The organism is Bacillus sp. 01N42_2, assembly GCF_056399565.1.
In genome coordinates this window covers 70,880-92,730 of record NZ_JBFTRO010000004.1, presented here as the reverse complement: position 1 = coordinate 92,730, position 21,851 = coordinate 70,880, and the positions used below count along the sequence as shown (strand labels likewise).

28 protein-coding genes are annotated in these 21,851 nt (G+C 45.7%); 22 read left to right on the top strand and 6 right to left on the bottom strand.

The genetic code is table 11. The features are described 5' to 3' along the window. The gene (locus tag AC1DN5_RS10970) at positions 1–432 is read right to left on the bottom strand and encodes a hypothetical protein (protein WP_016936653.1); all 432 of its coding nucleotides are present in this window, start codon (positions 430–432) and stop codon (positions 1–3) included. A 206-nt stretch (positions 433–638) separates the two neighbouring features. On the opposite strand from AC1DN5_RS10970, the gene cgeC reads away from it, so the two are divergent. The 14 genes from cgeC to AC1DN5_RS10900 all read left to right on the top strand — a co-directional run bounded on the left by cgeC (position 639) and on the right by AC1DN5_RS10900 (position 11,754). Then, entirely contained in the window at positions 639–938 is a 300-nt protein-coding gene (gene cgeC / locus AC1DN5_RS10965) for a spore maturation protein CgeC (RefSeq protein WP_366969253.1), read from the top strand. Between the two features lie 63 nt (positions 939–1,001). Next, complete coding sequence (locus tag AC1DN5_RS10960; RefSeq protein WP_049628645.1) at positions 1,002–2,273, top strand: glycosyltransferase family A protein; 1,272 nt, start codon at positions 1,002–1,004, stop codon at positions 2,271–2,273. Positions 2,274–2,311: 38 nt separating this feature from the next. Continuing rightward, positions 2,312–3,091 (top strand): GNAT family N-acetyltransferase, encoded by a 780-nt coding sequence (locus AC1DN5_RS10955; protein ID WP_366969255.1) that lies wholly within the window; start codon positions 2,312–2,314, stop codon positions 3,089–3,091. Between the two features lie 76 nt (positions 3,092–3,167). Next, complete coding sequence (locus AC1DN5_RS10950; protein WP_016936649.1) at positions 3,168–3,305, top strand: YjcZ family sporulation protein; 138 nt, start codon at positions 3,168–3,170, stop codon at positions 3,303–3,305. Positions 3,306–3,475: 170 nt separating this feature from the next. Further along, complete coding sequence (locus AC1DN5_RS10945) at positions 3,476–3,886, top strand: AraC family transcriptional regulator (RefSeq protein WP_366969664.1); 411 nt, start codon at positions 3,476–3,478, stop codon at positions 3,884–3,886. A 231-nt stretch (positions 3,887–4,117) separates the two neighbouring features. After that, entirely contained in the window at positions 4,118–5,449 is a 1,332-nt protein-coding gene (locus AC1DN5_RS10940) for an aspartate aminotransferase family protein (RefSeq protein WP_366969257.1), read from the top strand. A gap of 6 nt (positions 5,450–5,455) precedes the next feature. Continuing rightward, the gene (locus AC1DN5_RS10935) at positions 5,456–6,145 is read left to right on the top strand and encodes a CoA transferase subunit A (protein ID WP_016936646.1); all 690 of its coding nucleotides are present in this window, start codon (positions 5,456–5,458) and stop codon (positions 6,143–6,145) included. Then, the gene (locus tag AC1DN5_RS10930) at positions 6,130–6,825 is read left to right on the top strand and encodes a 3-oxoacid CoA-transferase subunit B (RefSeq protein WP_366969258.1); all 696 of its coding nucleotides are present in this window, start codon (positions 6,130–6,132) and stop codon (positions 6,823–6,825) included. Before AC1DN5_RS10935 ends, AC1DN5_RS10930 begins: the two co-directional genes overlap by 16 nt. Beyond that, positions 6,797–8,098 (top strand): peptidase, encoded by a 1,302-nt coding sequence (locus tag AC1DN5_RS10925; RefSeq protein ID WP_436627793.1) that lies wholly within the window; start codon positions 6,797–6,799, stop codon positions 8,096–8,098. Before AC1DN5_RS10930 ends, AC1DN5_RS10925 begins: the two co-directional genes overlap by 29 nt. Then, entirely contained in the window at positions 8,061–8,918 is an 858-nt protein-coding gene (ablB, locus tag AC1DN5_RS10920) for a putative beta-lysine N-acetyltransferase (RefSeq protein WP_415273114.1), read from the top strand. The genes AC1DN5_RS10925 and ablB overlap by 38 nt, the downstream gene beginning before the upstream one ends. 12 nt (positions 8,919–8,930) lie before the next feature. Then, positions 8,931–10,352 carry a lysine 2,3-aminomutase gene (gene kamA / locus AC1DN5_RS10915; RefSeq protein WP_045926152.1) on the top strand — a complete coding sequence of 474 codons (1,422 nt, stop codon included), beginning with the start codon at positions 8,931–8,933 and terminating at the stop codon, positions 10,350–10,352. Beyond that, positions 10,349–10,627 (top strand): YokU family protein, encoded by a 279-nt coding sequence (locus tag AC1DN5_RS10910; RefSeq protein WP_016936641.1) that lies wholly within the window; start codon positions 10,349–10,351, stop codon positions 10,625–10,627. Before kamA ends, AC1DN5_RS10910 begins: the two co-directional genes overlap by 4 nt. A gap of 74 nt (positions 10,628–10,701) precedes the next feature. Beyond that, complete coding sequence (locus AC1DN5_RS10905) at positions 10,702–10,926, top strand: YozE family protein (RefSeq protein WP_016936640.1); 225 nt, start codon at positions 10,702–10,704, stop codon at positions 10,924–10,926. A 147-nt stretch (positions 10,927–11,073) separates the two neighbouring features. Continuing rightward, positions 11,074–11,754 carry a hypothetical protein gene (locus AC1DN5_RS10900; protein WP_016936639.1) on the top strand — a complete coding sequence of 227 codons (681 nt, stop codon included), beginning with the start codon at positions 11,074–11,076 and terminating at the stop codon, positions 11,752–11,754. Here AC1DN5_RS10900 and AC1DN5_RS10895 read toward each other — a convergent pair. Then, the gene (locus AC1DN5_RS10895; RefSeq protein WP_014418137.1) at positions 11,751–11,894 is read right to left on the bottom strand and encodes a hypothetical protein; all 144 of its coding nucleotides are present in this window, start codon (positions 11,892–11,894) and stop codon (positions 11,751–11,753) included. The genes AC1DN5_RS10900 and AC1DN5_RS10895 overlap by 4 nt on opposite strands. Positions 11,895–12,013: 119 nt before the next feature. Between AC1DN5_RS10895 and AC1DN5_RS10890 the strand changes: the two genes are divergently transcribed. From AC1DN5_RS10890 to AC1DN5_RS10880, 3 genes are all read left to right on the top strand, one after another. Beyond that, complete coding sequence (locus AC1DN5_RS10890) at positions 12,014–12,187, top strand: YozD family protein (protein ID WP_013352563.1); 174 nt, start codon at positions 12,014–12,016, stop codon at positions 12,185–12,187. 74 nt (positions 12,188–12,261) lie between these two features. Further along, a complete protein-coding gene (locus AC1DN5_RS10885) occupies positions 12,262–12,873 on the top strand; it encodes a phosphatase PAP2 family protein (protein ID WP_016936637.1) in 612 nt (203 codons plus the stop codon). Positions 12,874–12,932: 59 nt separating this feature from the next. After that, positions 12,933–13,253, top strand: a complete 321-nt coding sequence (locus AC1DN5_RS10880) for a YodL domain-containing protein (RefSeq protein WP_003153700.1) — start codon at positions 12,933–12,935, stop codon at positions 13,251–13,253. A 40-nt stretch (positions 13,254–13,293) separates the two neighbouring features. Here the strand turns inward: AC1DN5_RS10880 and AC1DN5_RS10875 are convergent, their stop codons facing one another. Beyond that, positions 13,294–13,419, bottom strand: coding sequence for a hypothetical protein (locus AC1DN5_RS10875; protein ID WP_003153701.1), 126 nt, complete (start codon positions 13,417–13,419; stop codon positions 13,294–13,296). 136 nt (positions 13,420–13,555) lie between these two features. Here AC1DN5_RS10875 and deoD point away from each other — a divergent pair, with 136 nt between their 5' ends. Continuing rightward, positions 13,556–14,254, top strand: a complete 699-nt coding sequence (gene deoD, locus AC1DN5_RS10870; protein WP_047474591.1) for a purine-nucleoside phosphorylase — start codon at positions 13,556–13,558, stop codon at positions 14,252–14,254. Between the two features lie 83 nt (positions 14,255–14,337). Beyond that, entirely contained in the window at positions 14,338–15,156 is an 819-nt protein-coding gene (locus AC1DN5_RS10865) for a M15 family metallopeptidase (RefSeq protein ID WP_045926154.1), read from the top strand. A 47-nt stretch (positions 15,157–15,203) separates the two neighbouring features. Here AC1DN5_RS10865 and AC1DN5_RS10860 read toward each other — a convergent pair whose 3' ends face one another. Both AC1DN5_RS10860 and AC1DN5_RS10855 read right to left on the bottom strand, forming a co-directional pair. Next, positions 15,204–15,458 carry a hypothetical protein gene (locus AC1DN5_RS10860; protein ID WP_016936634.1) on the bottom strand — a complete coding sequence of 85 codons (255 nt, stop codon included), beginning with the start codon at positions 15,456–15,458 and terminating at the stop codon, positions 15,204–15,206. Between the two features lie 92 nt (positions 15,459–15,550). Then, positions 15,551–16,252 carry a class I SAM-dependent methyltransferase gene (locus tag AC1DN5_RS10855; protein WP_016936633.1) on the bottom strand — a complete coding sequence of 234 codons (702 nt, stop codon included), beginning with the start codon at positions 16,250–16,252 and terminating at the stop codon, positions 15,551–15,553. A gap of 146 nt (positions 16,253–16,398) precedes the next feature. On the opposite strand from AC1DN5_RS10855, the gene ctpA reads away from it, so the two are divergent. Further along, complete coding sequence (gene ctpA, locus AC1DN5_RS10850; protein WP_045926156.1) at positions 16,399–17,805, top strand: carboxy-terminal processing protease CtpA; 1,407 nt, start codon at positions 16,399–16,401, stop codon at positions 17,803–17,805. Between the two features lie 54 nt (positions 17,806–17,859). Here ctpA and AC1DN5_RS10845 read toward each other — a convergent pair whose 3' ends face one another. Continuing rightward, entirely contained in the window at positions 17,860–18,585 is a 726-nt protein-coding gene (locus AC1DN5_RS10845; RefSeq protein ID WP_016936631.1) for a GntR family transcriptional regulator, read from the bottom strand. A 241-nt stretch (positions 18,586–18,826) separates the two neighbouring features. Here AC1DN5_RS10845 and bglA point away from each other — a divergent pair, with 241 nt between their 5' ends. Together bglA and AC1DN5_RS10835 are read left to right on the top strand one after the other, a co-directional pair. Then, complete coding sequence (bglA, locus tag AC1DN5_RS10840) at positions 18,827–20,269, top strand: 6-phospho-beta-glucosidase BglA (protein ID WP_366969667.1); 1,443 nt, start codon at positions 18,827–18,829, stop codon at positions 20,267–20,269. Positions 20,270–20,369: 100 nt separating this feature from the next. Next, positions 20,370–21,848, top strand: coding sequence for a glycoside hydrolase family 30 protein (locus AC1DN5_RS10835; protein ID WP_366969262.1), 1,479 nt, complete (start codon positions 20,370–20,372; stop codon positions 21,846–21,848). Positions 21,849–21,851: the final 3 nt, after the last annotated feature.

Here is a 21,851-nt window from a genome sequence, read left to right as displayed (position 1 = left end):
TTACGAAGTGAAGGTGACACTTTCGACTTTGTCAACGTCAAGCAATGTTGTAGCAGAGCCTGCCGGTGTAACGGAATTTTCCTGCGTAACATAAACAATTCCGTGAACTTCGTCAAAGAAAACAAATTGAACCGGACCGATCATGTCTCCTGAATCCATCACAATGCTGATAACAGTGCCGGGCTGAACTCTCGCAAAAATCCATCTCGCCGCTAATGAAATGCCGCTTCCTAAAACAGATTGAGCGCTGAGACTGTCTTGCGCAGCTGCTTCATCCACTTTTGCATCAATTGCCGATTCTAATAAATCTTTTATATTGTTTTCCACGTTATCTCCTCCATCTGTGCCGCTAGATAAAGCGCTGTTGTCAAATATAGGGTTCAAAAGAGTTTTCAATAGCTTCTTTTTGAGCTCTAAACGATCCTCACTCATGGGATCATACACCTCCTTTAACTATTTCAACCTCACGTTTATTCATATTCCTGATTGGTGTGATTGGTATAAGTCGAATGCCGTTTTGCCGTATTTTTTTCATATTTAATAAAACCGCTGAATTTAGAATCAGGCTATCTGCCTATGCGGATTGCAAGAGTGCGACATACGTTGTATAGATGAAAAAAAGAAGGAGAGGAATTATTTTGGATTCAGAAGAAACTGTAAAACACGGGGGTTTTGATGAGGAATTTCATCTTTTACTGCTGCTTCTTCTTTTAGTATCGCGTCAGCCGTCCGGAGATCAATCAGATTTGCGGCGTCAGCTTGTGATGGCAAAAGAGCTTGGAGTTCCTGTTTCACGTGTCAATCTGGTTAACGGCAGCACATTGCAGAACGTGATTGTCAAAGAAGTGCTGTCAGATTTGGCCGTTTTTCAAAATCCTCTCAATAATACGAGATCAAATGTCGCGATTTCAAGCATCGTCAGCTGGGGTGCTTTTTAATACCAGATATCAGGCTCTGTCATTTTCGGAGCCGTTTTTTATGTGTTCAGAAGGGGTGATGGGATGGAAAAGAAGATCTCGATTATCTTAACGAGTTACAACAAACCGTATCTCGTGAAACAGGCAATTGAAAGTGTGTTGCAGCAGACCTACAGCAATTGGGAGCTGTTTATAATGGATGATCATTCAAATGAAGAAACCTCGGCGGCCATCAGTACGTATATAAAAGATCACCGCATATACTATTACAACAGTTTTATCAATCCGGCTGAACGGCTGAAATCGACCCGGTATGCCGTTTTGATTAATGATGCGCTTACACGGATTAAAGGTGAATACGTCACTTATCTGACGGATGACACCGTATATCATCCGGATAGACTCAGCCGCATGGCGGAAACGCTTAATCAATGCACCGAATTTGATGCCGTCTATTCCAGTCAGAAGGTGGTGCATGTAAACGAGCGCGGAACAGAGCAATTCCACTTTTATCGTTTTGCTGATGACGTGCTTGACCAGGCTGCTTTTCTCGTTGATCACTGTTCAGTGATGCACAGGAAATCATTGCTTCGGTGTGTGAAGGAGAAGTACGGCAGTTTTTGGGACGAAGATGTCATGCATTGGAATCACGGAGACTCTGTTTTTTGGAGCAGGCTCAACACATTTACATCATTTCTGCCGATAAAAGAAGTGTTGGATACGACCTATAAAACACCCCACTCATTCCAGAATACGTATCAATCGCTTCCGTCAGAGCTGGTTGACGGGTCTTTTGTAAAGGGGACGGATCAGAAAGTATATCAGCTTGACCGGAATAAAAGAAAGCTTGTCAATGAGCGCTGGCGACCGTTATATGAAGGAAGAGCCGTCGTCATTCCGGATCCTTTTTTATTTCAATACGAGGAAGAGAACGCTGCCGGTATTCCGAATTTTCAGCTCGTCACGGATCAGTGTCATATCTATTTTGTAGAAGACGGGACGAAAAGGCTGATTGATCTTAACGCCTTTCGCTTTTACCAATTTAAACGACCCGGCATCCTGGCTTTAGAACGGGATGAAATCCAAGCGCTGCCGGACGGTCCGCCGATCAGATGGGAGAGATCGGGCTGTGTTCAGCATCTTCCCGGAAGAATGCTGTTTCGCATTGAACGTGAATTTTATGTTTATTTGAGAGGGGTTCTCCATCCGATCAGTCAGGATGTAGTGAAACGCTTTTTTGCGAATCAGAAGGCGGTACCCATTTCCTTTCAGCAAATTAAACAATTACCAATTGGAAAGCCGTTCTATCCGATGTACGATGAAATTATAAGAAATCTCAATATCACAAAAGGATGAGAGATGCAGTTGGATGTGTAAGGAAAAGGAGAGCTTTTATGACCGATCAATTTGCTAAAACCGAGAAACAATATATTGAGCTTACTTCCGGCATGCAGAGGTTCGAGCATTACACTGTGTATAGAGACCCTTTGCTGCCGCAGATTTTTTCACATAACTTTGTTCAGCTGCACCGTACATTTCCGTTAGACGGACTGCTTCCGTTTTTTGCGTCGGTTCCGAACATGCTTCAAACCAATTATATTCATGTGAAAGCGTCACCGGAGCACACATTTCCGCTTCTTCTGAAACAAACATTGGTAAAGCAGGGATACGTAGTGGAGGATGAACTGTTTTTTGCAAGGAAGCTGGAAAATGGGGACCGGCAGGCCGGACATCCTCTCACCGCTTGGGGAACGGACAAAAGTCTTGCTGACGGGTCATCTATTATGAACATTTATGATGCCCTTTACATTGGCGAGGCGGCGGCCGAACAAAAGCTTCAGCGGAAATATCCTTTGTATAAGGACGGGACGGTTTTGCTTGTCGTGTGCTACAGCGATGCCTCCAGAACGATTCCGATCGGCTGCGGAGAGCTTTTCATCAACAAAGCGGATAAAACCGCCAAAATTGAAGAAGTAGCCATTCTGGATCAATTCCAGCGAAAAGGCTACGGGACGATATTGATGAACGAACTGATGGCTGCGGCGAAGCGGAACGGCATGGAAACCGTATACCTTGTGGCGTCCGGGATGGACGGTGTAAACCGCTTTTATGAGAAACTCGGCTTCAAAAGATTTCGGCGTGTGCATACAATTTTTCATTATTTTCTTACATAGATGGGCATTCGCATAAAACAATTGGGAGTTGGCCCGCATACAATGCCGTATATCGTAAGAAGAAAGGGTGATTCGTATGTACGGATACGGATATGGGGGATGCGGCAGTTATGGCTTTGGATACGGCGGCTGCGGAGGCGGAACCAGTACATTTGTGCTGATCGTGGTATTGTTTATTTTATTAATCATCGTCGGTGCGGCTTTTATTTGTTAGACTGAAAAAATCCTATAATGAACATCAGCCTGCAGAGAACAACACTCCTGCAGGCTTTTTGTTATGTTCATGTTGAAAGTCAGCTTGAAAAACATTTTAATACATATTACTTTTCTGAAGAAGGGGGCGAAAATGTGAAAATAACGATTGAAGAATGACCTGAATCAAGAATTGCTTATTTCCGAAACGTCGGGGAGTATGGCGGAAAGCAAAATAAAGAACTTATGGAGTCTTTTAAAAATTGGGCGCAATTGAATGGACTGCTTGATCATTCTGTCATTTTAGGAATTCCGCAAGATCATCCGAATCGTACGCCTAAAGAGAAATGCCGCTATGATGTTTGCGCTGTTATTCATCAAGATCATGTGCCTGAACCGGCTCGGGTCGGTACATTTTTCGGAGGCAGGTACGCTGTTTTCTTGCTTGATCATACGAAAGAGGCAGTCAGTGGATTTTGGAAAACTGTTTTTTCAGAGATTGAAAAAAATAATCTAATCGTAAGAGAACAGCCTATTATCGAAAGGTACACCTTACAAAAAGTGAATGATCATTTGTGTGAAATATTGGTTCCCATACAGTAAAGAAGACGGGAATTTCCGCCTTCTGATTATGCCGATTCCGATCAAAATTGCTGTGGTGATGAGCTGAGCAGATAAATATCAGAACTGAGAACGCTCTTCAGGCTGTCGGGACATCTCCGGCAGCCTGTTTTACAGAAAGGTAATTACTGCAAAAAAACTTTCTGAAGGATAAGAATGCCGTTATTCATCTGTTCATACAATGAAGCAAATGGGTTTTCGAGGTGGAAAGATATGGGGAGTTATTTAATCAAACCGGAGCTTGACGGGATCTATCCGACAGTCAGCCATGGAAAAGGATCATATGTGTATGATCTGGAGGGGAACAAGTATCTTGACGGGGCATCGGGAGCGGTCACTTGCAATATCGGCCACGGGACGGAGGATATTATACAAGCTTTAAAAGAGCAGCTTGACTCCGTTTCGTTTGTGTATCGCTCGCAATTCACCAGTGCGCCGGCAGAGGAGCTGGCTTTATTTCTGGCTGATCATTTGCCGGGCGGGCTGAATTGGTCATTTTTTGTAAACAGCGGCTCAGAGGCAGTTGAAACAGCGATGAAATTGGCCGTTCAATATTGGCAGGAAAAAGGCCAATACCAAAAATCCGTCTTTTTATCAAGATGGGGCAGTTACCACGGAATTACTTTGGGAGCGCTTTCATTATCAGGGTTTTATGAACGGAGATACCGTTTTACCCAGCTGCTTGAACGGTTTCCTGCCGTTTCAGCGCCTAATATGTACCGTTCTGAGCTGCAGGGAGAGGAATTTGTAAAAGCTGCGGCAGAGGAGCTGGAAACGGCTGTTAAACGGATCGGCGCCTCATTTATCGCCGGTTTTGTCGCAGAACCGATTGTCGGAGCAGCCGGGGCTGCCATCACTCCGCCGGCAGGCTACTATGAAGCACTTGAGGATGTCTGCCGCAGGCACCGTATTTTGTTTATCGCGGATGAAGTCATGACGGGGCTCGGAAGAACAGGACGGATGCTTGCTTCTGAGCATTGGGGAATCGTGCCTGATATCGCTGTGCTTGGAAAAGGGTTAGGCGCCGGTTACGCTCCGATTGCGGCAGCCGTTGCCTCTGATGACATCATTGAAACAATCAAGCGGGGCTCCGGGGTCATTATGAGCGGGCATACGTACAGCGCCAACCCATACTGTGCAAGAGCGGCGCTTGAGGTGCTTCGCTATGTCAAGAAACATGGGCTGCTTCAGCAGGCAGAGGAAAAAGGCGCAATACTGAGGCGGAAATTAGAACATATCAAAGAGCGCAGCGGGGTGATCGGGGATGTCCGCGGTAAAGGCCTTCTGATCGGGGTGGAGTTCGTCAAAGATAAAACGACAAAGGAAGTTTTTCCGAAAAAACAGGCGTTTACAGAAAAAATGATAACAGAAGCAAAAAAACGGGGGCTGCTGATTTACCCTGCAAAGCCCGGCATTGACAGCGGCGAAGGAGATGCCGTCATCATCGCGCCGCCGTTGACGGCTTCCCATGCTGAGCTGGATGAACTGTCAGATCTATTTTCACTAGCTGCAGAAGAAGCAGAAAAAATGATGAAGAGGGATTGAACTGACATGTCTATTTTTCATAAAAAAATCGATATTCATGAAGCAATTGCCGATGTCAAGGACGAATCTGTCATCATGTTCGGCGGTTTCGGGGGAGTGGGTTCTCCTCCGTCATTAATCGAAGCGATTTTAGAAAGCGGCGTTAAAGAATTGACCGTCATCTGCAATGATGCCGGATTTCCGGAAATCGGTATCGGTCCGCTTATCGTTCATAAACGGGTGAAACGGCTGATCGCTTCCCATATCGGTTCAAACCCTGTAGCGGGCAGACAAATGACTGACGGAACGCTCGAGGTGGAATTTTCGCCTCAAGGGACGCTTGCCGAACGGATTCGCGCAGGCGGAGCGGGGCTTGGCGGTATTTTAACGGATATCGGGATTGATAACGCAACCGTTTGCGAGAACAAAGAAACCGTAACGATTGACGGAAAGCCCTATTTAGTTGAAAAAGCGCTGACGGCTGATTTTGCTTTTGTGTCGGCACATACTGCTGATGAATTCGGGAATTTGACGTATGACAAAACGGCGCGCAACATGAACCCTCTGATGGCGGCTGCGGCCGAAAGAACCTTTGCTGAGGCGGCAGAGATTGTGCAGGCCGGCGAACTTGACAGCGAGCATATTGTAACACCGGGCGTTTTTGTGGAGGGTGTCGTGCAAAGTGAAGGAGTGAAATGGAAATGGGCTTGGGAATAGCGGAAAGAGAGAGTATCGCAAGGCGGGCCGCCAGTGAAATTACCTCAGGTATGATTGTCAACCTGGGGATCGGCATTCCTTCTTTAGTGCCGAACTTTCTGCCGGCCGGCATGGAGGTGATGCTGCAGGCGGAAAACGGCGTTCTTGGGATAGGAGGAAGTCCCGAGCCCGGAGCGGAGGATGAACTCTTATGCAATGCCGCCGGATTTCCCGTCAGCACGGTAAAGGGAGCCTCATATTTTGATTCAGCTCTGTCTTTTGCCATGATCAGAAAAGGGCTGATTGATATTACCATTTTAGGCGCATTACAGGTCAGCCGGACAGGTGATCTCGCCAACTGGCTCGTCCCGGGGAAAAAAGTGCCGGGAATGGGCGGGGCAATGGAGCTTGCCCAAGGTGCGAAAAAAGTGGTTGTCGTCATGAGCCACACCGATCAGAAGGGCAGGCCGAAATTAGTCGAAAGCTGTTCATTGCCGCTTACGGCTTCGCGCTGTGCAGACCTCATTATTACAGAGAAAGCCGTCATCAGCATAGAGGATGGGACTTTTGTTCTTGAGGAACTGCTGAATGGCTCGACGATAGACGATGTCATCCAAACAACGGATGCCGAAATCAGATTGGGAGAATGTTTTCTTAAAAGGGGGCCTGTCCATGGAGCAATTAGAAAAGAAAATTACTGAGTGGGCGGAAGAAAACGCGGCAAAAGCGGTAAGTCTGCTGAAACGGCTGATCGGGGAAAAAAGCACGTTCGGACATGAATTTAACGCACAGGCAGTCGTTTTAGAAAAACTGAGACAGTTTGACATGGATATTGATGTGTGGGAACCGAATGTCAAACAATTAAAAGAGCATCCTTATTTTGTATCGGAACGCAAAGACTTTCATGAAAGCCCGAATATCACCGCCATAAAGAAAGGAGCCGGCGGCGGAAGATCACTGATACTGAACGGACATATTGATGTTGTCCCGGAAGGAAATCCCGCCGCATGGACGTATGAACCGTTTACCGCTGTTGAAAAGGACGGCAAAATTTACGGCCGCGGTTCAACGGATATGAAAGGCGGCAATACAGCTCTCTTGTTTGCATTAGAAGCGCTTGAAGCCTGCGGGGTTACATTAAAAGGAGATGTTCTGTTTCAAAGTGTCGTAGATGAAGAGTGCGGCGGCGCAGGAACGCTTTCGGCGGTTATGAGAGGCTATAAGGCTGACGGGGCGCTTATTCCGGAACCGACTAATTTAAAGCTGTTTGTGAAGCAGCAAGGGTCTATATGGTTCCGCATTACGGTAAGAGGTTTGTCCGCACACGGCGGCACTCGCTATGAAGGGGTGAGCGCGATTGAAAAAAGCCTGCATGTCATCACAGCGCTTAAAGAGCTGGAACACGTCCGCAACGCCCGCATCACTGACCCGCTTTACCGGGATGTTCCGATTCCGGTTCCCATTAATATCGGCACCGTCCAAGGCGGAACGTGGCCATCTTCGGTCGCTGACCGTGTCGTGATAGAAGGCAGGTGCGGGATAGCTCCGGATGAAACGCCTGAAGCCGTAAAAGAAGAGCTCGCAAGCTGGCTCAAAGATTTGGAGTACCGGGATGAGTGGTTTAAACATCATCCGGCGGAAGTTGAATGGTTTGGAGCTCAGTGGCTTCCGAACGATCTCCCGGATGACCATCCGCTGATTTCCGCTTTGGAATCATCTTTTGAGAAAATGAAAGGGGCAAAACCGATACGTGAAGCGTCTCCGTGGGGAACGGACGGGGGACTTTTGCATCATGCGGGGCAGACGCCGGTCATTGTTTTCGGGCCGGGAGAAGTCAAAGCGGCGCACCAGGCAAATGAATATATTGAAGTCCGGGCGTTAATTGATGCCGTCAAAATCATTTCTCTTTTTATGATGGAATGGTGCGGGGTGGCAGATGGGGGTGGCAGAGCTGATAAAGGAACTGAGGGCTGAAAGCGGATCGGCCGAGATTGATGCAGACCGTTTCAACGAGCGGATCAGGGTCATTCGTTATGACGGGCAGCCCGAGGCGCTTATCCCGGCAGTTTTGGCAGAAGCGAAGCAAGAAGGGGCCAAAAAGGTGATTTTCTTTGCCAAGCGCGGCGATGAGCCGGAACTTGTCAAGCATCTCTTTATTCAGGAGGGGGTCATAGACGGATATTACAATGGGAATGAGGCTGCTGTGATGGTGCGTTATTTATCAGAGAAACGGAGACAGTCTGATTCATATGTATCGGAAGATTCGACTGTTGACCGTTTATATGAGACACAGCGGCGGAAACTGATCCAGACAGAAAGTAAGCTCATATTCAGAAAAGCGGATGAAAATGATGCAGACCGCTTATCGCACTTATATAAACATGTTTTTCTCACCTATCCGACTCCTGTCTTTAACCCCCTTTATATAAAAAAAACAATGAGAGAAAACACCATCTATTATGCCGCCTTCGATCAGGAACGTCTTATCGGCGCGGCAAGCGCGGATCTCAATCCCGTATTGGGGCACGCTGAAATGACCGATTGTGCAGTTCTGTCAGATTACAGAGGAAATTCCGTAACGGCACACCTGTTTAAAGCCTTGGAGCAGGAACTTTCGGGCCGGGGAATCATTCATCTTTTTTCCTTGGCCCGTGCAGCCTCTTACGGGATGAATGCCGTTTTGTATCATGCGGGATACGGCTACAGAGGCAGGCTTGTGAACAACTGCCGGATTTCAGAAGGGCTCGAAAATATGAATATATGGTGCAAGACATTACGTTTCAGCCATTCATAAGGAGGAATTCGTTTGACAAATAAGTGGTTTCAGCCGAAGCGTCATTGGAAGGAGATTGAATTATGGAAGGATGTGCCGGAAGAAAAGTGGAATGATTGGCTGTGGCAGCTCACTCATACCGTAAGAACCGTCGATGACCTGAAAAAAGTCATTCATTTGACCGAAGAGGAAGAAGAAGGCGTCAGAATGTCTGTAAAAACGATTCCTCTGAACATTACGCCTTATTATGCTTCCTTAATGGATCCCGATAACCCGAGATGTCCGATCCGCATGCAGTCCGTGCCGCTGTCAGAAGAAATGCACAAAACGAAATATGACCTCGAAGATCCGCTGTTTGAAGATGAAGATTCGCCGGTGCCCGGCCTTACGCACCGCTATCCCGACCGCGTTCTTTTTCTCGTGACAAACCAATGCTCGATGTACTGCCGGTACTGCACCAGAAGGCGCTTTTCCGGGCAGATCGGGATGGGCGTGCCGAAAAAACAGCTTGATGCGGCGATCGCTTATATTCGGGAAACGCCTGAAATACGTGACTGTCTCATTTCCGGCGGTGACGGGCTTTTAATTAACGATCAGATTCTCGAATATATTTTGAAAAACCTTCGCGACATTCCTCACCTCGAAATTATCCGGATCGGAACGAGAGCGCCTGTCGTTTTTCCGCAGCGGATAACGGATAACCTTTGTCAGATTCTGAAAAAATATCATCCGGTCTGGCTGAACACTCATTTTAATACGAGCATCGAACTGACGGAAGAATCGGTTGAGGCGTGTGAAAAGCTTGTCAACGCAGGTGTTCCGGTCGGAAACCAGGCCGTTATTTTGGCGGGCATTAACGATTCGGTGCCGATTATGAAAAAGCTCATGCATGATTTAGTGAAAATCCGCGTCCGCCCGTACTATATTTATCAATGTGATTTGTCAGAGGGAATCGGTCATTTCAGAGCGCCCGTGTCAAAAGGTCTGGAAATCATTGAAGGGCTGAGGGGGCATACGACGGGTTTTGCCGTGCCGACTTTTGTCGTCGATGCCCCGGGCGGAGGCGGAAAAATTGCCCTGCAGCCGAACTATTTGCTCTCCCAAAGTCCGGAGAAAGTTGTGATCAGAAACTTTGAAGGGGTGATTACATCTTATCCCGAACCGGAAAACTATATCCCGAATCAAGCCGACGACTATTTTGAATCTGTTTTTCCGGGGACGATGGCCAAACGCGAGCCGGTCGGACTAAGCGCTATTTTCGCGGATAAAGAGGTCTCTTTCACACCGGAAAATGTATCGCGAATCAGCAGGAGGAAAGAGTTTACTTCTAACCCTGATCATGAAACGCTGAAAGACCGGAGGGAAAAGAGAGATGAATTAAAAGAAAAGAAATTTATAGCACAGCAGAAGAAAGAGCAAAAAGAAGGCTCGGAAGTCGGGGGTGAATCGCCGTGAAGCCATGCGAGTGGTGCGGCAATCAGAAGGCGTCAGCTTGTCAGTCGGCTGTATACTGGGAGCTTCCTGACGGTACGAGGGCCATAGAAATTACAGACACACCCGCGTTCGCTTGTTCTTCCTGCGGGATGACGTATCAGGAGGAAGCGGTCATAGGCGAAATCGAAAATCAGCTTTTTTTAGTCGACGCCAAAAAATTACCGGAAACACTCACATATCAAGAGCTGATGCAGACAGAACGGATATTGAAACGGAATTATTTTGACTTCTCCTAGTCTTCTTTTGTTGTAATTTCACTTTTGAAATGTATAATAGTACAACAAAAGACAGTCATCAGGAGGGGAAACCCATGAAATCCTTTTACCACTATTTAATGAAATACAGGCATCCTAAGCCGCAGGACGCAATCAGCCGATTTGCGAATCAGGCATATGAAGACCATGGCTTTCCGAAAACGTCAAGCGATTATCATGAGCTCAGTTCATATTTAGAACTGAGCGCCGATTATTTAGAAACGATGTCGACATTTGATGAGGCTTGGGAAAAATATGAGACCGAGGTGCATCACGCCTGACGAAAAACCGCACATGACATTGTGCGGTTTTTTTGACATGTTGAACAGGTGCAGAAATGGATATTTCCTGTGGTTTTCATGCCCATGCGAAATAATGACGGCCGGCATACGATAGCGTATGACAGTCCGCGGCAAGGGGGAGACAGCATGAAGCCAAATAAACCGAAATTTCAAGTGGGAGATATCGTGGTCGTCGTGATGTACGGAACCGTCGGCACCATTACGAAGGTTCATCAAATTGATAAACATTATCTTTACGAAGTCAACCATAATGAAGTGCTTTATTTTGAATCGTCTATCCAGCTTTATAAAGATTATGAGGGCGTAATTGTTGATATGGAAAAATTGGATATTGAATATGAGTTTCTGATCGGCGACGTCGTATATGTAAAGGACTACGGAAAAGAATTATTCCGTATCATCGGTCACAGAACTGAAATATGGAGATATTTAGAGGATGGCTGGGAGGATATTATTTATGAGCTGACTCGGCTGAAAGACGGAGAGTGGCTTGAAACGGAGGAAGAGGATCTCACGCTGGTTCTGAGAAAATATGAAATGGATCAGTTTGTGCATCAGCTGCTGTTTGTCCACTATGTTGGGGAAGCATCTCATGAGATCGGCGAGGATACCGCCGCGTCCGCTCTTCTTCAGTTTGAAGGCGATGCTGATGATCTTGATACCCTGCATGTGCTGGCGGTATCGATTGTAGATGAGCTCCTTGATATTTATAACGATTATAAGATTCTTTATGATATGTTCGGTGACGAAGAATATAAAGATATGATGAATTTTGTGCTGGAAAGCCTGCGGGAGCATTTCAGCTAGCCGGCAAAAAAACGGACGGTGACATATAAAAACCAGGGCAGACAGCCGGCAAAGATTACAAACGACATTCCTTTCAGCACTTTTTCCAATACGATATCAAATCCATCTCCGTCCAAAAAAGCCATCATTTTCGTCATCATCTTTTCTCCCTCCGGGGGCTTGTTTTTTTAAAAGTATATGAGCGGACAAAGCGATTAGAACTTTCGGGTATAATTTGAAGGGTTTTTTCATAAAACATAAAAAAGGAGGCGGTGTTTGCATGAAAGAAATAGATCTTGTGATTGACACAGAAGAGATAGCCGATTTTTTTTACAGTCAGCTTGCTATGCGCGGGTACATACCGAGTGAAGAGGAGATCTTTGAAATAGCCGACATCACCTTTGATTATTTATTAGAAAAATGTATGATAGACGAAGAGCTTGATGAAGACTGAAACTGCGGAACCGAAGTGAAAAAAGCTTCGGTTTTTTCAATCGGCTCGGGAGAATGAAAAATGGGGGGAAAACGTTGTACAAGCCAGCAGGTCTTTTCGCATTGTTTATTCTGCTCGCAGCAGCCATCCGGATCGATGCTGTCCGGGTTTTTGACGAGAGGGTGATAGAAGCGGCGGTCAGGATCAGGGCTGCCTGGCTGAATGAATTGATGTTATGGATAACAGAGCTCGGCACGACTGCGGTGCTTTTACCGCTTCTTCTTTTGACGGGAGCGGCCCTGTATATGTACAAAAAAACGCCTGATGTTGTGTTTTTGCCGCTTCTCTTCCTCATTGAACGAATAATAAACATAAAAATAAAAGAATTGATCGAAAGAGCCAGACCCGCTTTTGAGCCGCTCGTCCATGAAACCTCATACAGCTTTCCGAGCGGCCACTCCATGAATTCGGCAGTGATGTATCCCGTCATCGCCTACTTTTTAATCAAGCACGTTCCTTTCTTCACGAAAAGAAAGCGGGCCGTCTCCGTCTTTACCGGAGTTCTCGTCATCCTGATCGGGCTCAGCAGAATTTATTTAGGCGCGCATTTTCCGACGGATGTTCTTGCCGGATTCAGTCTCGGACTTTGCCTCGTCTCTCTATTTGCGCTCTTTGACGAAAAGTATCACCCTTTTCGACAAAAATAGAGACAGGAAAATTGAGAAAAAACGCTAATACTATTAAGAAATAAGAGGGAGGGATCTTGATGCTGTTATCGCTGCCCGTGTTTAAAAAAAAGACTTGTGCCTATGATGTGACGATTTTTCAAACACCTCGCTACGGCGAGAAAAAGGGATACAGGGTCGTCTATCGGACAGAGCTGGCCGCTGACAATCATCAAGACGCACTGGAAAGGGCATTTTCTGTTTTTAATGTGCCTGATACGGTTCCAAATGACTATCAAGCCAGATTCATAGCGACCGGAGATGTCATACTCATAGACGAAGGAAGAAAAGGAAAGACCTACTACAGGCTTAACCCTGCGGGATGGAGCAAAATCAACCGTTTGCTCGTCCAGCCGAGGTAAGGCGGGGCCGGCTGAATTTTCAGCCGGCTTCCGTTTTGTTTTAAGGCTTCCGTTTAGCGGCGGAATGCTCTTTTCCATGCGCTTCATCAGCTGCAATCACGTCTGAAACGGGTACGTGATTGTTCTTTTTCTGGCCGGTCACCCGGTTGCGCTGTTTTTTGCCCATTTATGCTCACTCCTTTTCCTTAGGCTGTCATCCCGCATATTCTGCCCAAGATCGCTCTGATCAATGCTGATGATTGTCTCTTACCGTTATTCAGTGTACAATGGGTGGGAGTTTGAATAGGCAGGAGGAAATGGAAATGAGTGTACATATAAACGCAGAAAAAGGTCAGATTGCGGATACAGTGCTTTTGCCGGGAGATCCGCTGAGAGCGAAATTTATTGCGGAAACTTACCTTGAAAATGTGGAATGCTATAATGAAGTCAGAGGAATGTACGGATTTACGGGTACATATAACGGTAAAAAAATATCAGTGCAAGGCACCGGCATGGGTGTTCCGTCTATCTCTATATATGTGAATGAACTGATTCAAAGCTATGATGTTCAAAACCTGATCAGAGTCGGTTCATGCGGAGCCATCCGTAATGACGTGAAGGTGCGCGACGTGATTTTGGCTATGACGTCTTCAACCGATTCACAGATGAACCGAGTCGCTTTCGGAAGTGTGGATTATGCGCCTTGCGCAGATTTCGACCTTCTTCATAAAGCGTACCAGGAAGCGCAAAAAAATAACCTTCCTGTAGCCGTCGGAAGCGTATTCACCGCCGATCAGTTTTACAATGAAGACTCGCAAATCGAAAAGCTTGCGAGATACGGCGTCCTCGGCGTAGAAATGGAAACGACTGCTTTATATACGCTTGCCGCAAAATACGGCAAAAAAGCGCTGTCTATCCTGACTGTAAGCGATCACGTGTTAACGGGAGAAGAGACAACCGCAGAAGAGCGTCAAACGACTTTTCATGATATGATAAAACTGGCGCTGCATACTGTATCGTAAACTTGAGATGAGGGTCATGCTGATAAAAGCAGCCCTCTTCTTTATGCACCGCTCTGATTCGAAAAAAGAAAGGTAAGGGTAAAATGAAGAAATCCACTAAATGGTTCTCGCTTGCTGCTGCTCTCAGCGTAACCGCAATCGTGGGCACCGGCTGCAGCATTTCAGGCGGCGACAGCCATAAGGACACAAAAACAACGGCTCAAACAAAACAATCAGATGACACATCAAGCAAAAAAACAACGAAGACAGAAGACAGCGATTTTGTATTGGAGAGCAAATATTTTAATGACATTAAAGAAGTGAACGGGCTTGAAACCATTCAAAACCCGACAAATACACTTGCGCTCGTGAATAAGACATACACGCTGCCGGGAGATTATAAACCGGAGGATCTCGTCATCCCGAAAGTTGAATTTTCTTTCACTGAGAAAATTGAGAAACGATATATCCGCAAACCTGCCGCCGATGCTTTGGCGGAATTGTTCAACGCGGGGAAAAAAGAAGGCTATGACCTGGTTGCGGTTTCAGGATACCGCTCTTATGACAGACAAAAAGTGATTTTCGATAATGAAGTCAGTCTGAAAGGTGAAAAGAAAGCGAAAGAAGCCGTCGCATACCCCGGGCAAAGCGAACACCAGACGGGGCTTGCCATGGATATTTCCAGCAAAAGCAACGGATATGAGCTGAATGAAGCGTTCGGAAACACGGCTGACGGCAAATGGGTGAAAGACCATGCGTATGAATACGGCTTTATCATCCGCTATCCAAAAGGCAAAGAAAATGTAACAAAGTATGAGTATGAACCATGGCATTTGCGTTATGTAGGCAAAAAAGCGGCAAAAGCCATCCATGACCATCAGTTAACTCTTGAAGAATATTTTAATGAAGTAAAGAAAGTATAATAAGAAAAAGCCCGCTTTTAAAAAATAAATGTAGCGGGCTTTCTTTATTACCAGAAGAGCAAACCTCCAAGCGCAAATCCGGTAATTAAACCAAGGCCGATACCGTAGGCTGCTCCCCAGCCTCCCCAGCCTCCTCCCCAATAACCGAATCCGTACCCTCTGTGACGGCCGCCGACAGGGGCGATATACACTTTACTTTTTGTCACCCGTACGATTCTTCCGACGTGGACTCTGCCGTTTCGTTCTGTAATTCTTGCTACTTTTCCATGGTGCTGCCGGCAAAGATGATAATAGTTTTGCATCTTTTCTCCTCCTATCCAACCTATCTTTCTATGTCAGCTTATGATAGAGTGCGTAAAAAAGGTTGGACGAAAACAGGAGGACAATCGCCGTTTTACTTGTAAGCGACAAAAGCGCAGTGTCCCATATATTCACCGTACTTCTGCATAAGATCGTAATGAGCCGTCAGCGTATCGTAGTGAACCGGCTGGATAACGGGCGATAAATCCATTTCTGTAGTCGGTTCCTGCGCATTGTTTTCATAGAAAGCGGGAATGAAATCCGCTTTTTGAAAGCCTTGCTGAAGCAGTATCTGCTTCCATGCCGCTTCATCCTGCAATACGGTAAAACCGTAGAAGTCTTTTAACTGCGTGACAGCGTTTTCCGGCAGGGGTTTTTTCAAAGCTGCCTCAATGCCGATCAGCATGCCCCCTGGTTTAAGGACCCGCAGTATTTCAGACAGCGATGAATCAAGCTTTGAAAAGGTGAGAACTGATTCAGAGAGAACGGCAGAAAACTGATTTTCAGTAAACGGAAGCCGCTCAAGCTCCGCCAAATAGCTTTGAATGGTTAAGCCTTCAGCGGCAAATCGCTTTGCTGCCTTTTCAAGCATAAGGGGATCCTTATCAACACAGGTGACGGGATACAGCAGGTGGCTGAGATAAGCGGCCGTCTGTCCCGTTCCGCAGCCGGCGTCAAGGATCGGCTCGCCAGGAGGAGGAGCCGCTTTTGCGAGAACAGCTTTAGAAAAAGCGAGTCCGCCGGGGTGAGCCCCTCCGACTCCGAATAAGGACAGCATTTCTAAATATTTGCTCAAAGTCCGAATCCTCCTTTCTTCCTCAGCATATGTTGGGAGAAAAGCATAGGTTTGGGTAAACGGGAAAGAAGGGCGCCTCACGTTTGAAGTTGACGAATGAGCGTTCGTCTATGATAATAATGTAAGAATAAAAAGGTGGTGTTTTCTTGAAGCGGCAATTTAAACTGTTTTTTATCATATTGATCACTGCGGTCGCAGCCTCGGCGCTTACGCTGTTTATTACGGGCAATACGACCATTTTCGGACAAGGCTCGGCTGCTTTGACGAACAGCAAATTTGAGAAATTCAATAAAGCCTATGAGCAGATTAAAAGTGATTACTATCAAAAAACAGATGACAGCAAATTAGTAGACGGAGCGATAAAAGGCATGATCAGTTCCCTGGATGATCCGTATTCTTCTTATATGGACCCTCAGGAAGGAAAGTCATTTGAAGAAACAATTTCCGCTTCGTTTGAAGGTATTGGCGCACAAGTGGAAGAAAAGGACGGAAGCATTCTGATCGTATCGCCGATCAAAGGGTCTCCTGCGGAAAAAGCGGGGATTAAACCGAATGATCAGATCTTGAAGGTTGACGGCAAAAGCGTCAAAGGCCTGAATGTAAACGAAGCCGTCGCGTTAATCCGCGGAAAAAAAGGGACAAGCGTCAAGCTTGTGCTGCACAGAGCGGGTGTCGGCGATCTGAACCTGTCGATCAAACGTGACACCATTCCGGTTGAAACGGTGTACTCTGAAATGAAAAAAGGGGACATCGGCGAAATCCAAATCACATCTTTCTCCGAATCGACGGCAAAAGAGCTGAATTCAGCCATTGACAAACTCGAAAAACAAGGAGCGAAAGGATACATTCTGGATTTAAGAGGCAACCCGGGCGGCCTGATGGATGAAGCCATCAAAATGAGCAACATGTTTATCGATAAAGGGAAAAATATTATGCAGGTCGAATACAAAGACGGCACGAAAGAGGTCATGAAAGCAACGAAAGAGCGCAAAGTGACAAAACCGACAGTCGTCCTCGTCAATGACGGCACCGCGAGCGCCGCGGAAATCATGTCAGCTGCGCTGCATGAATCATCGGGCATTCCGCTGGTCGGAGAGAAAACGTTCGGAAAAGGGACCGTTCAGACGGCAAAGGATTACAGCGACGGTTCAACCGTTAAACTGACAATCGCAAAATGGCTGACAGCGGACGGAGAATGGATTCATAAAAAAGGCATCAAACCGCAATATCAGGTTAAGCTGCCTGATTATGCGAACCTGCCGTTTTTAGATGCGAAAAAAACGTACAAATACGGGGATTCCGGAACGGACGTCACCAATGCGCAAAAAATGCTGAAAGCGCTGGGATACAGCGTGAATGTAAACGGCACATATGACAAAGCATTTGAACAAGCCGTCAAACAATTTCAGGCAAAAGAGAAACTGAAAGAAACAGGCATTTTAACAGGAGACACAACGGCAAAATTGATGACAGATCTGCAAAAACAGCTTGCAGACAACGATACACAAATGAAAAAAGCCGTTGAAACATTAAATCAGAACATGAAGAAGTAAAAAAACACCCAGTGCGTCTGTCACGCATTGGGTGTTTTCTGTTTGTAATCCTGCTTACGTCGTTTCCTGTTCAAAAAGGTAGCTGTTCGCCTGAATGAAAAACTGCGATTGTTCATAGTGATAGGTGACTTTTGAAAAGTCGAACGGCTGGCCGTTGGTTAAATGAAAAATCGTTTCAACGCAAAGTTTAGGCGCTCCTGTAAACAGTCCTAAGTACTCCGCTTCTTCTTCATTTAACATTCCCGCATACAAATATAGATCTGAAAAACCGCGCTTCAATCCGAGACCTTCCCTAATATAATCAAATATTGATTCTGATACGATCTCTTTATTCAAATACGGAATAATCGATTTGTTGTAAAATGACTCCTCGATACATAATGTCTTCCCGTCAATATACCGGATACGTTTGACATAATACACCTCGCCGTCAGACGGCATATTCAGATTTTGTGCAGCCTCAGGTGTGGGCTTTCTCACTTCCAGCGCCAATAATTTGGAGGTGACATTAAAATCTTCAAGAGATTCTTTAAATCCCTGATTGGAAAGCAGGCTGATATACCCTTTTCTTTTATTCCGCCTGACAAAAATGCCGCTTCCTCTGACTTGAAACACAATTCCCTTTTTTTCTAATAGATCCAAGGACTTTGTGATCGTGCTTTTGCTCACGTTAAACTGGGTCATTAAGGTTTGCAGCACAGGTAGTTTATCCCCTTGCTGAAGCTGATGCTCTTCTATGTATTTTTCAATATCCATCGCGATTTGCTGGTATTTTAACATATACATTCCTCATTCATTTATTGTCCCGCTTCTTTCAGAATTATAGCATAATCGTTTTGAAAAGCCATTTTGTGAAATAAATATGATTGTTTATGCATTGATAAATTGTACCGGTACAATTATAATGTTAATGTATAATGAGAAAACTGACTTTTCATGTAAATGCAAAGCATTCTTCCAATCTTGCAAAGCGGATCTATTCGGCGTAACAAGCGGCGGTCAAAAAAGGAGGACATGAATGATGGGAACATTGCCAAAAGACTTTTTATGGGGAGGCGCTCTAGCCGCCCATCAATTTGAAGGGGGCTGGAACAAAGGCGGTAAAGGGCCGAGTGTAGTGGACGTTATGACGGCGGGCGCGCATGGTGTGCCCCGGAAAATAACAGATACAATTGAAGAGCGGGAATTTTACCCGAATCATGAAGCCATAGATTTTTATCATCGTTATAAAGAGGACATCGCATTATTCAGCGAGCTGGGACTGAAATGTTTAAGAACCTCTATCGGCTGGAGCAGAATTTTTCCTAAAGGTGATGAAACGGAGCCTAACGAGGAAGGATTGGCTTTTTACGACCGGGTGTTTGATGAATTGCTGAAGTATGGGATTGAACCGGTGATTACGTTGTCGCATTTTGAGATGCCGCTGCATTTGGCGAGGGAATACGGGGGTTTCAGAAGCAGAAAAACAATCGGCTTTTTTGTAAAGTTCGCTGAAGTGTGTTTTGAACGCTATAAACATAAAGTGAAGTATTGGATGACGTTTAACGAAATCAACAACAAGATGGATGTGAATAATCCGATCTTTTTATGGACGAACTCAGGTGTCGCCGTCAAAGAAAACGAAAACGCAAAAGAAGTCATGTACCAGGCCGGCCACTACGAATTGCTGGCGAGTGCATTGGCTGTTTCAAAGGGAAAGGAAATCAATCCTGATTTCAGGATCGGAGCGATGGTATCACATGTCCCGATTTATCCTTACTCATCCAATCCGGAAGATGTAATGCTGGCTGAGGAAACGATGAGGCAGCGCTTTTTCTTCCCGGATGTGCAGGTTCGCGGATATTATCCGAGTTATGCGTTAAAAGAGTTTGAAAGAGAGGGCTACCGGATCCGCTTTGAAGACGGTGATGAAGAGATTTTGAAAAACGGCAGGGTGGACTATCTCGGATTCAGTTATTACATGTCTACTACCGTAAAAAGTGACGTGATAAACGATAATACCGGGGATGTCGTAAACGGAGGATTGCCAAACGGTGTGGAAAATCCCTATATTACAGCGAGTGATTGGGGATGGGCAATTGATCCGACCGGTTTACGGTACACATTAAACCGCTTATACGACCGCTACCAGATACCTTTATTTATCGTGGAAAACGGATTCGGCGCTATTGACACGTTAGAAGAGGACGGTTCAATCCATGACACAGCGAGAATTGAATATTTAGCGTCACATATAAAAGCTTTGGAAAAAGCGGTCACATATGATGGTGTGGATGTAATGGGGTATACACCATGGGGAATTATCGATATCGTATCATTTACAACCGGTGAAATGAAAAAACGCTACGGTATGATTTATGTTGATCGGGATAATGAAGGCAATGGGTCAATGAAGCGATTCAAGAAAGACTCATTTGAATGGTATAAAAAAGTGATTGAAACAAACGGCTCATTTGTATCCTAAAGGTGTATGTTAAAAGAGAAGGCTTCTCAAACTGTGTGAAGCCTTCTCTTTATCAGTATATTTGAAAGCGCATTCATAAACCAGGAAGGGAATGATGATAATGTTTATTAAAAAAGGTCTGTTCATTACGGTTGCTTTTCTTTTGCTTTCCTTTCTATTTTCAAGCAGCTTGGAAACCGAAGCACATGCGGCTGATCGGAATGCTCCGGACAAAAATAAAGTCAGGGTGTGGTACAGCTCGGAAAAAGATCCGGCTTCCCGTACGTGGTATGACGGGCCAAAAGAAGTGAATTATGCCTTAGACGAACAAACACCCCTGACATTGACAAAAAAGAAGCCTTCTGACTCCGCTGCCGTGTATATTGATCCATCGCACCGTTATCAAAGTGTGTTAGGCATAGGATCATCTTTGGAAGAATCGACCATCCATAATTTATCGAAAATGTCTCCCGGAAAAAGAAAAGAAGTGTTAAAAAAACTGGTTGATCCCAATGAAGGCATCGGCATGGACGTCATCCGCATAACGATAGGGACATCAGATTTTACGGCACAGGAATTTTACACATATGATGATATGCCTGAGGGCCAAAAAGATCCACAACTCAAAAATTTCTCGATTCAAAAGGATATTGATTTACACATTACATCAACAATCAAAGAAGCGCTGGCGATCAATCCGAAGCTGAAAATCATTGCCTCACCGTGGAGCCCGCCGGCATGGATGAAAACGAATGAAAACCTCAAGAGGGGAAAGCTGAAAAATCAATATATCGGTGAGCTGGCCGTTTATTTCCGCAAATTTATTGAAGCATACGAAAAGCAGGGAATCCCGATTTATGCGATGACCCTTCAAAATGAACCTTTGCTGGAAATCGACTATCCGAGCATGTACATGCCGCCGTCTCAGCAGCGCAAACTGGCGATAGCCGTGAAAAAAGAATTGAAAAAACACGTAATTGACACGAAAATTTGGATTTATGATCACAATGCAAGCGGGGCGTGGAACTATATTCCGCCGATTTTAGATGATAAAAAAGGAAATCAGGCGGCAGACGGCATTGCTTTCCATGATTATGACGGAGACCTTTCCGTTATGTCGGAAATCGGAAGAAGGTACCCCGATAAATCCATTCACTTAACGGAGCGGTCCGTCTGGGGGACGGCAGGGGCGGACCGGATCGCGCAGTATTTCCGCAATGGCGCGTCCAGCTACAATGCGTGGGTGACGATGCTCGACAGTCAAATCAAGACGCACCATTGGATAGGCACCCCGGACCCGACGCTGTTTATTCAGGATGCTAAAAACCCTGACCGCTATTGGAATATCCCGATCTATCATATGACAGGCAATTTTTCAAAATTTGTCGAGCGCGGAGCCAAACGGATAGAAAGTAATTACGGCTCCAAAAATAGCGTCACGAATGTCTCGTTCCTTAATCCTGATCAATCTATTGTAACAGTCGTCATCAACCAGACATCCGCCGACCAAAAATTCCACGTTGTTTCAGGGAATCGGCAGTTTGAAGCCGTCATCCCGGCAAAAACCGTCGCCACCTACAAATGGCAGCACAAAAAGTAAAAA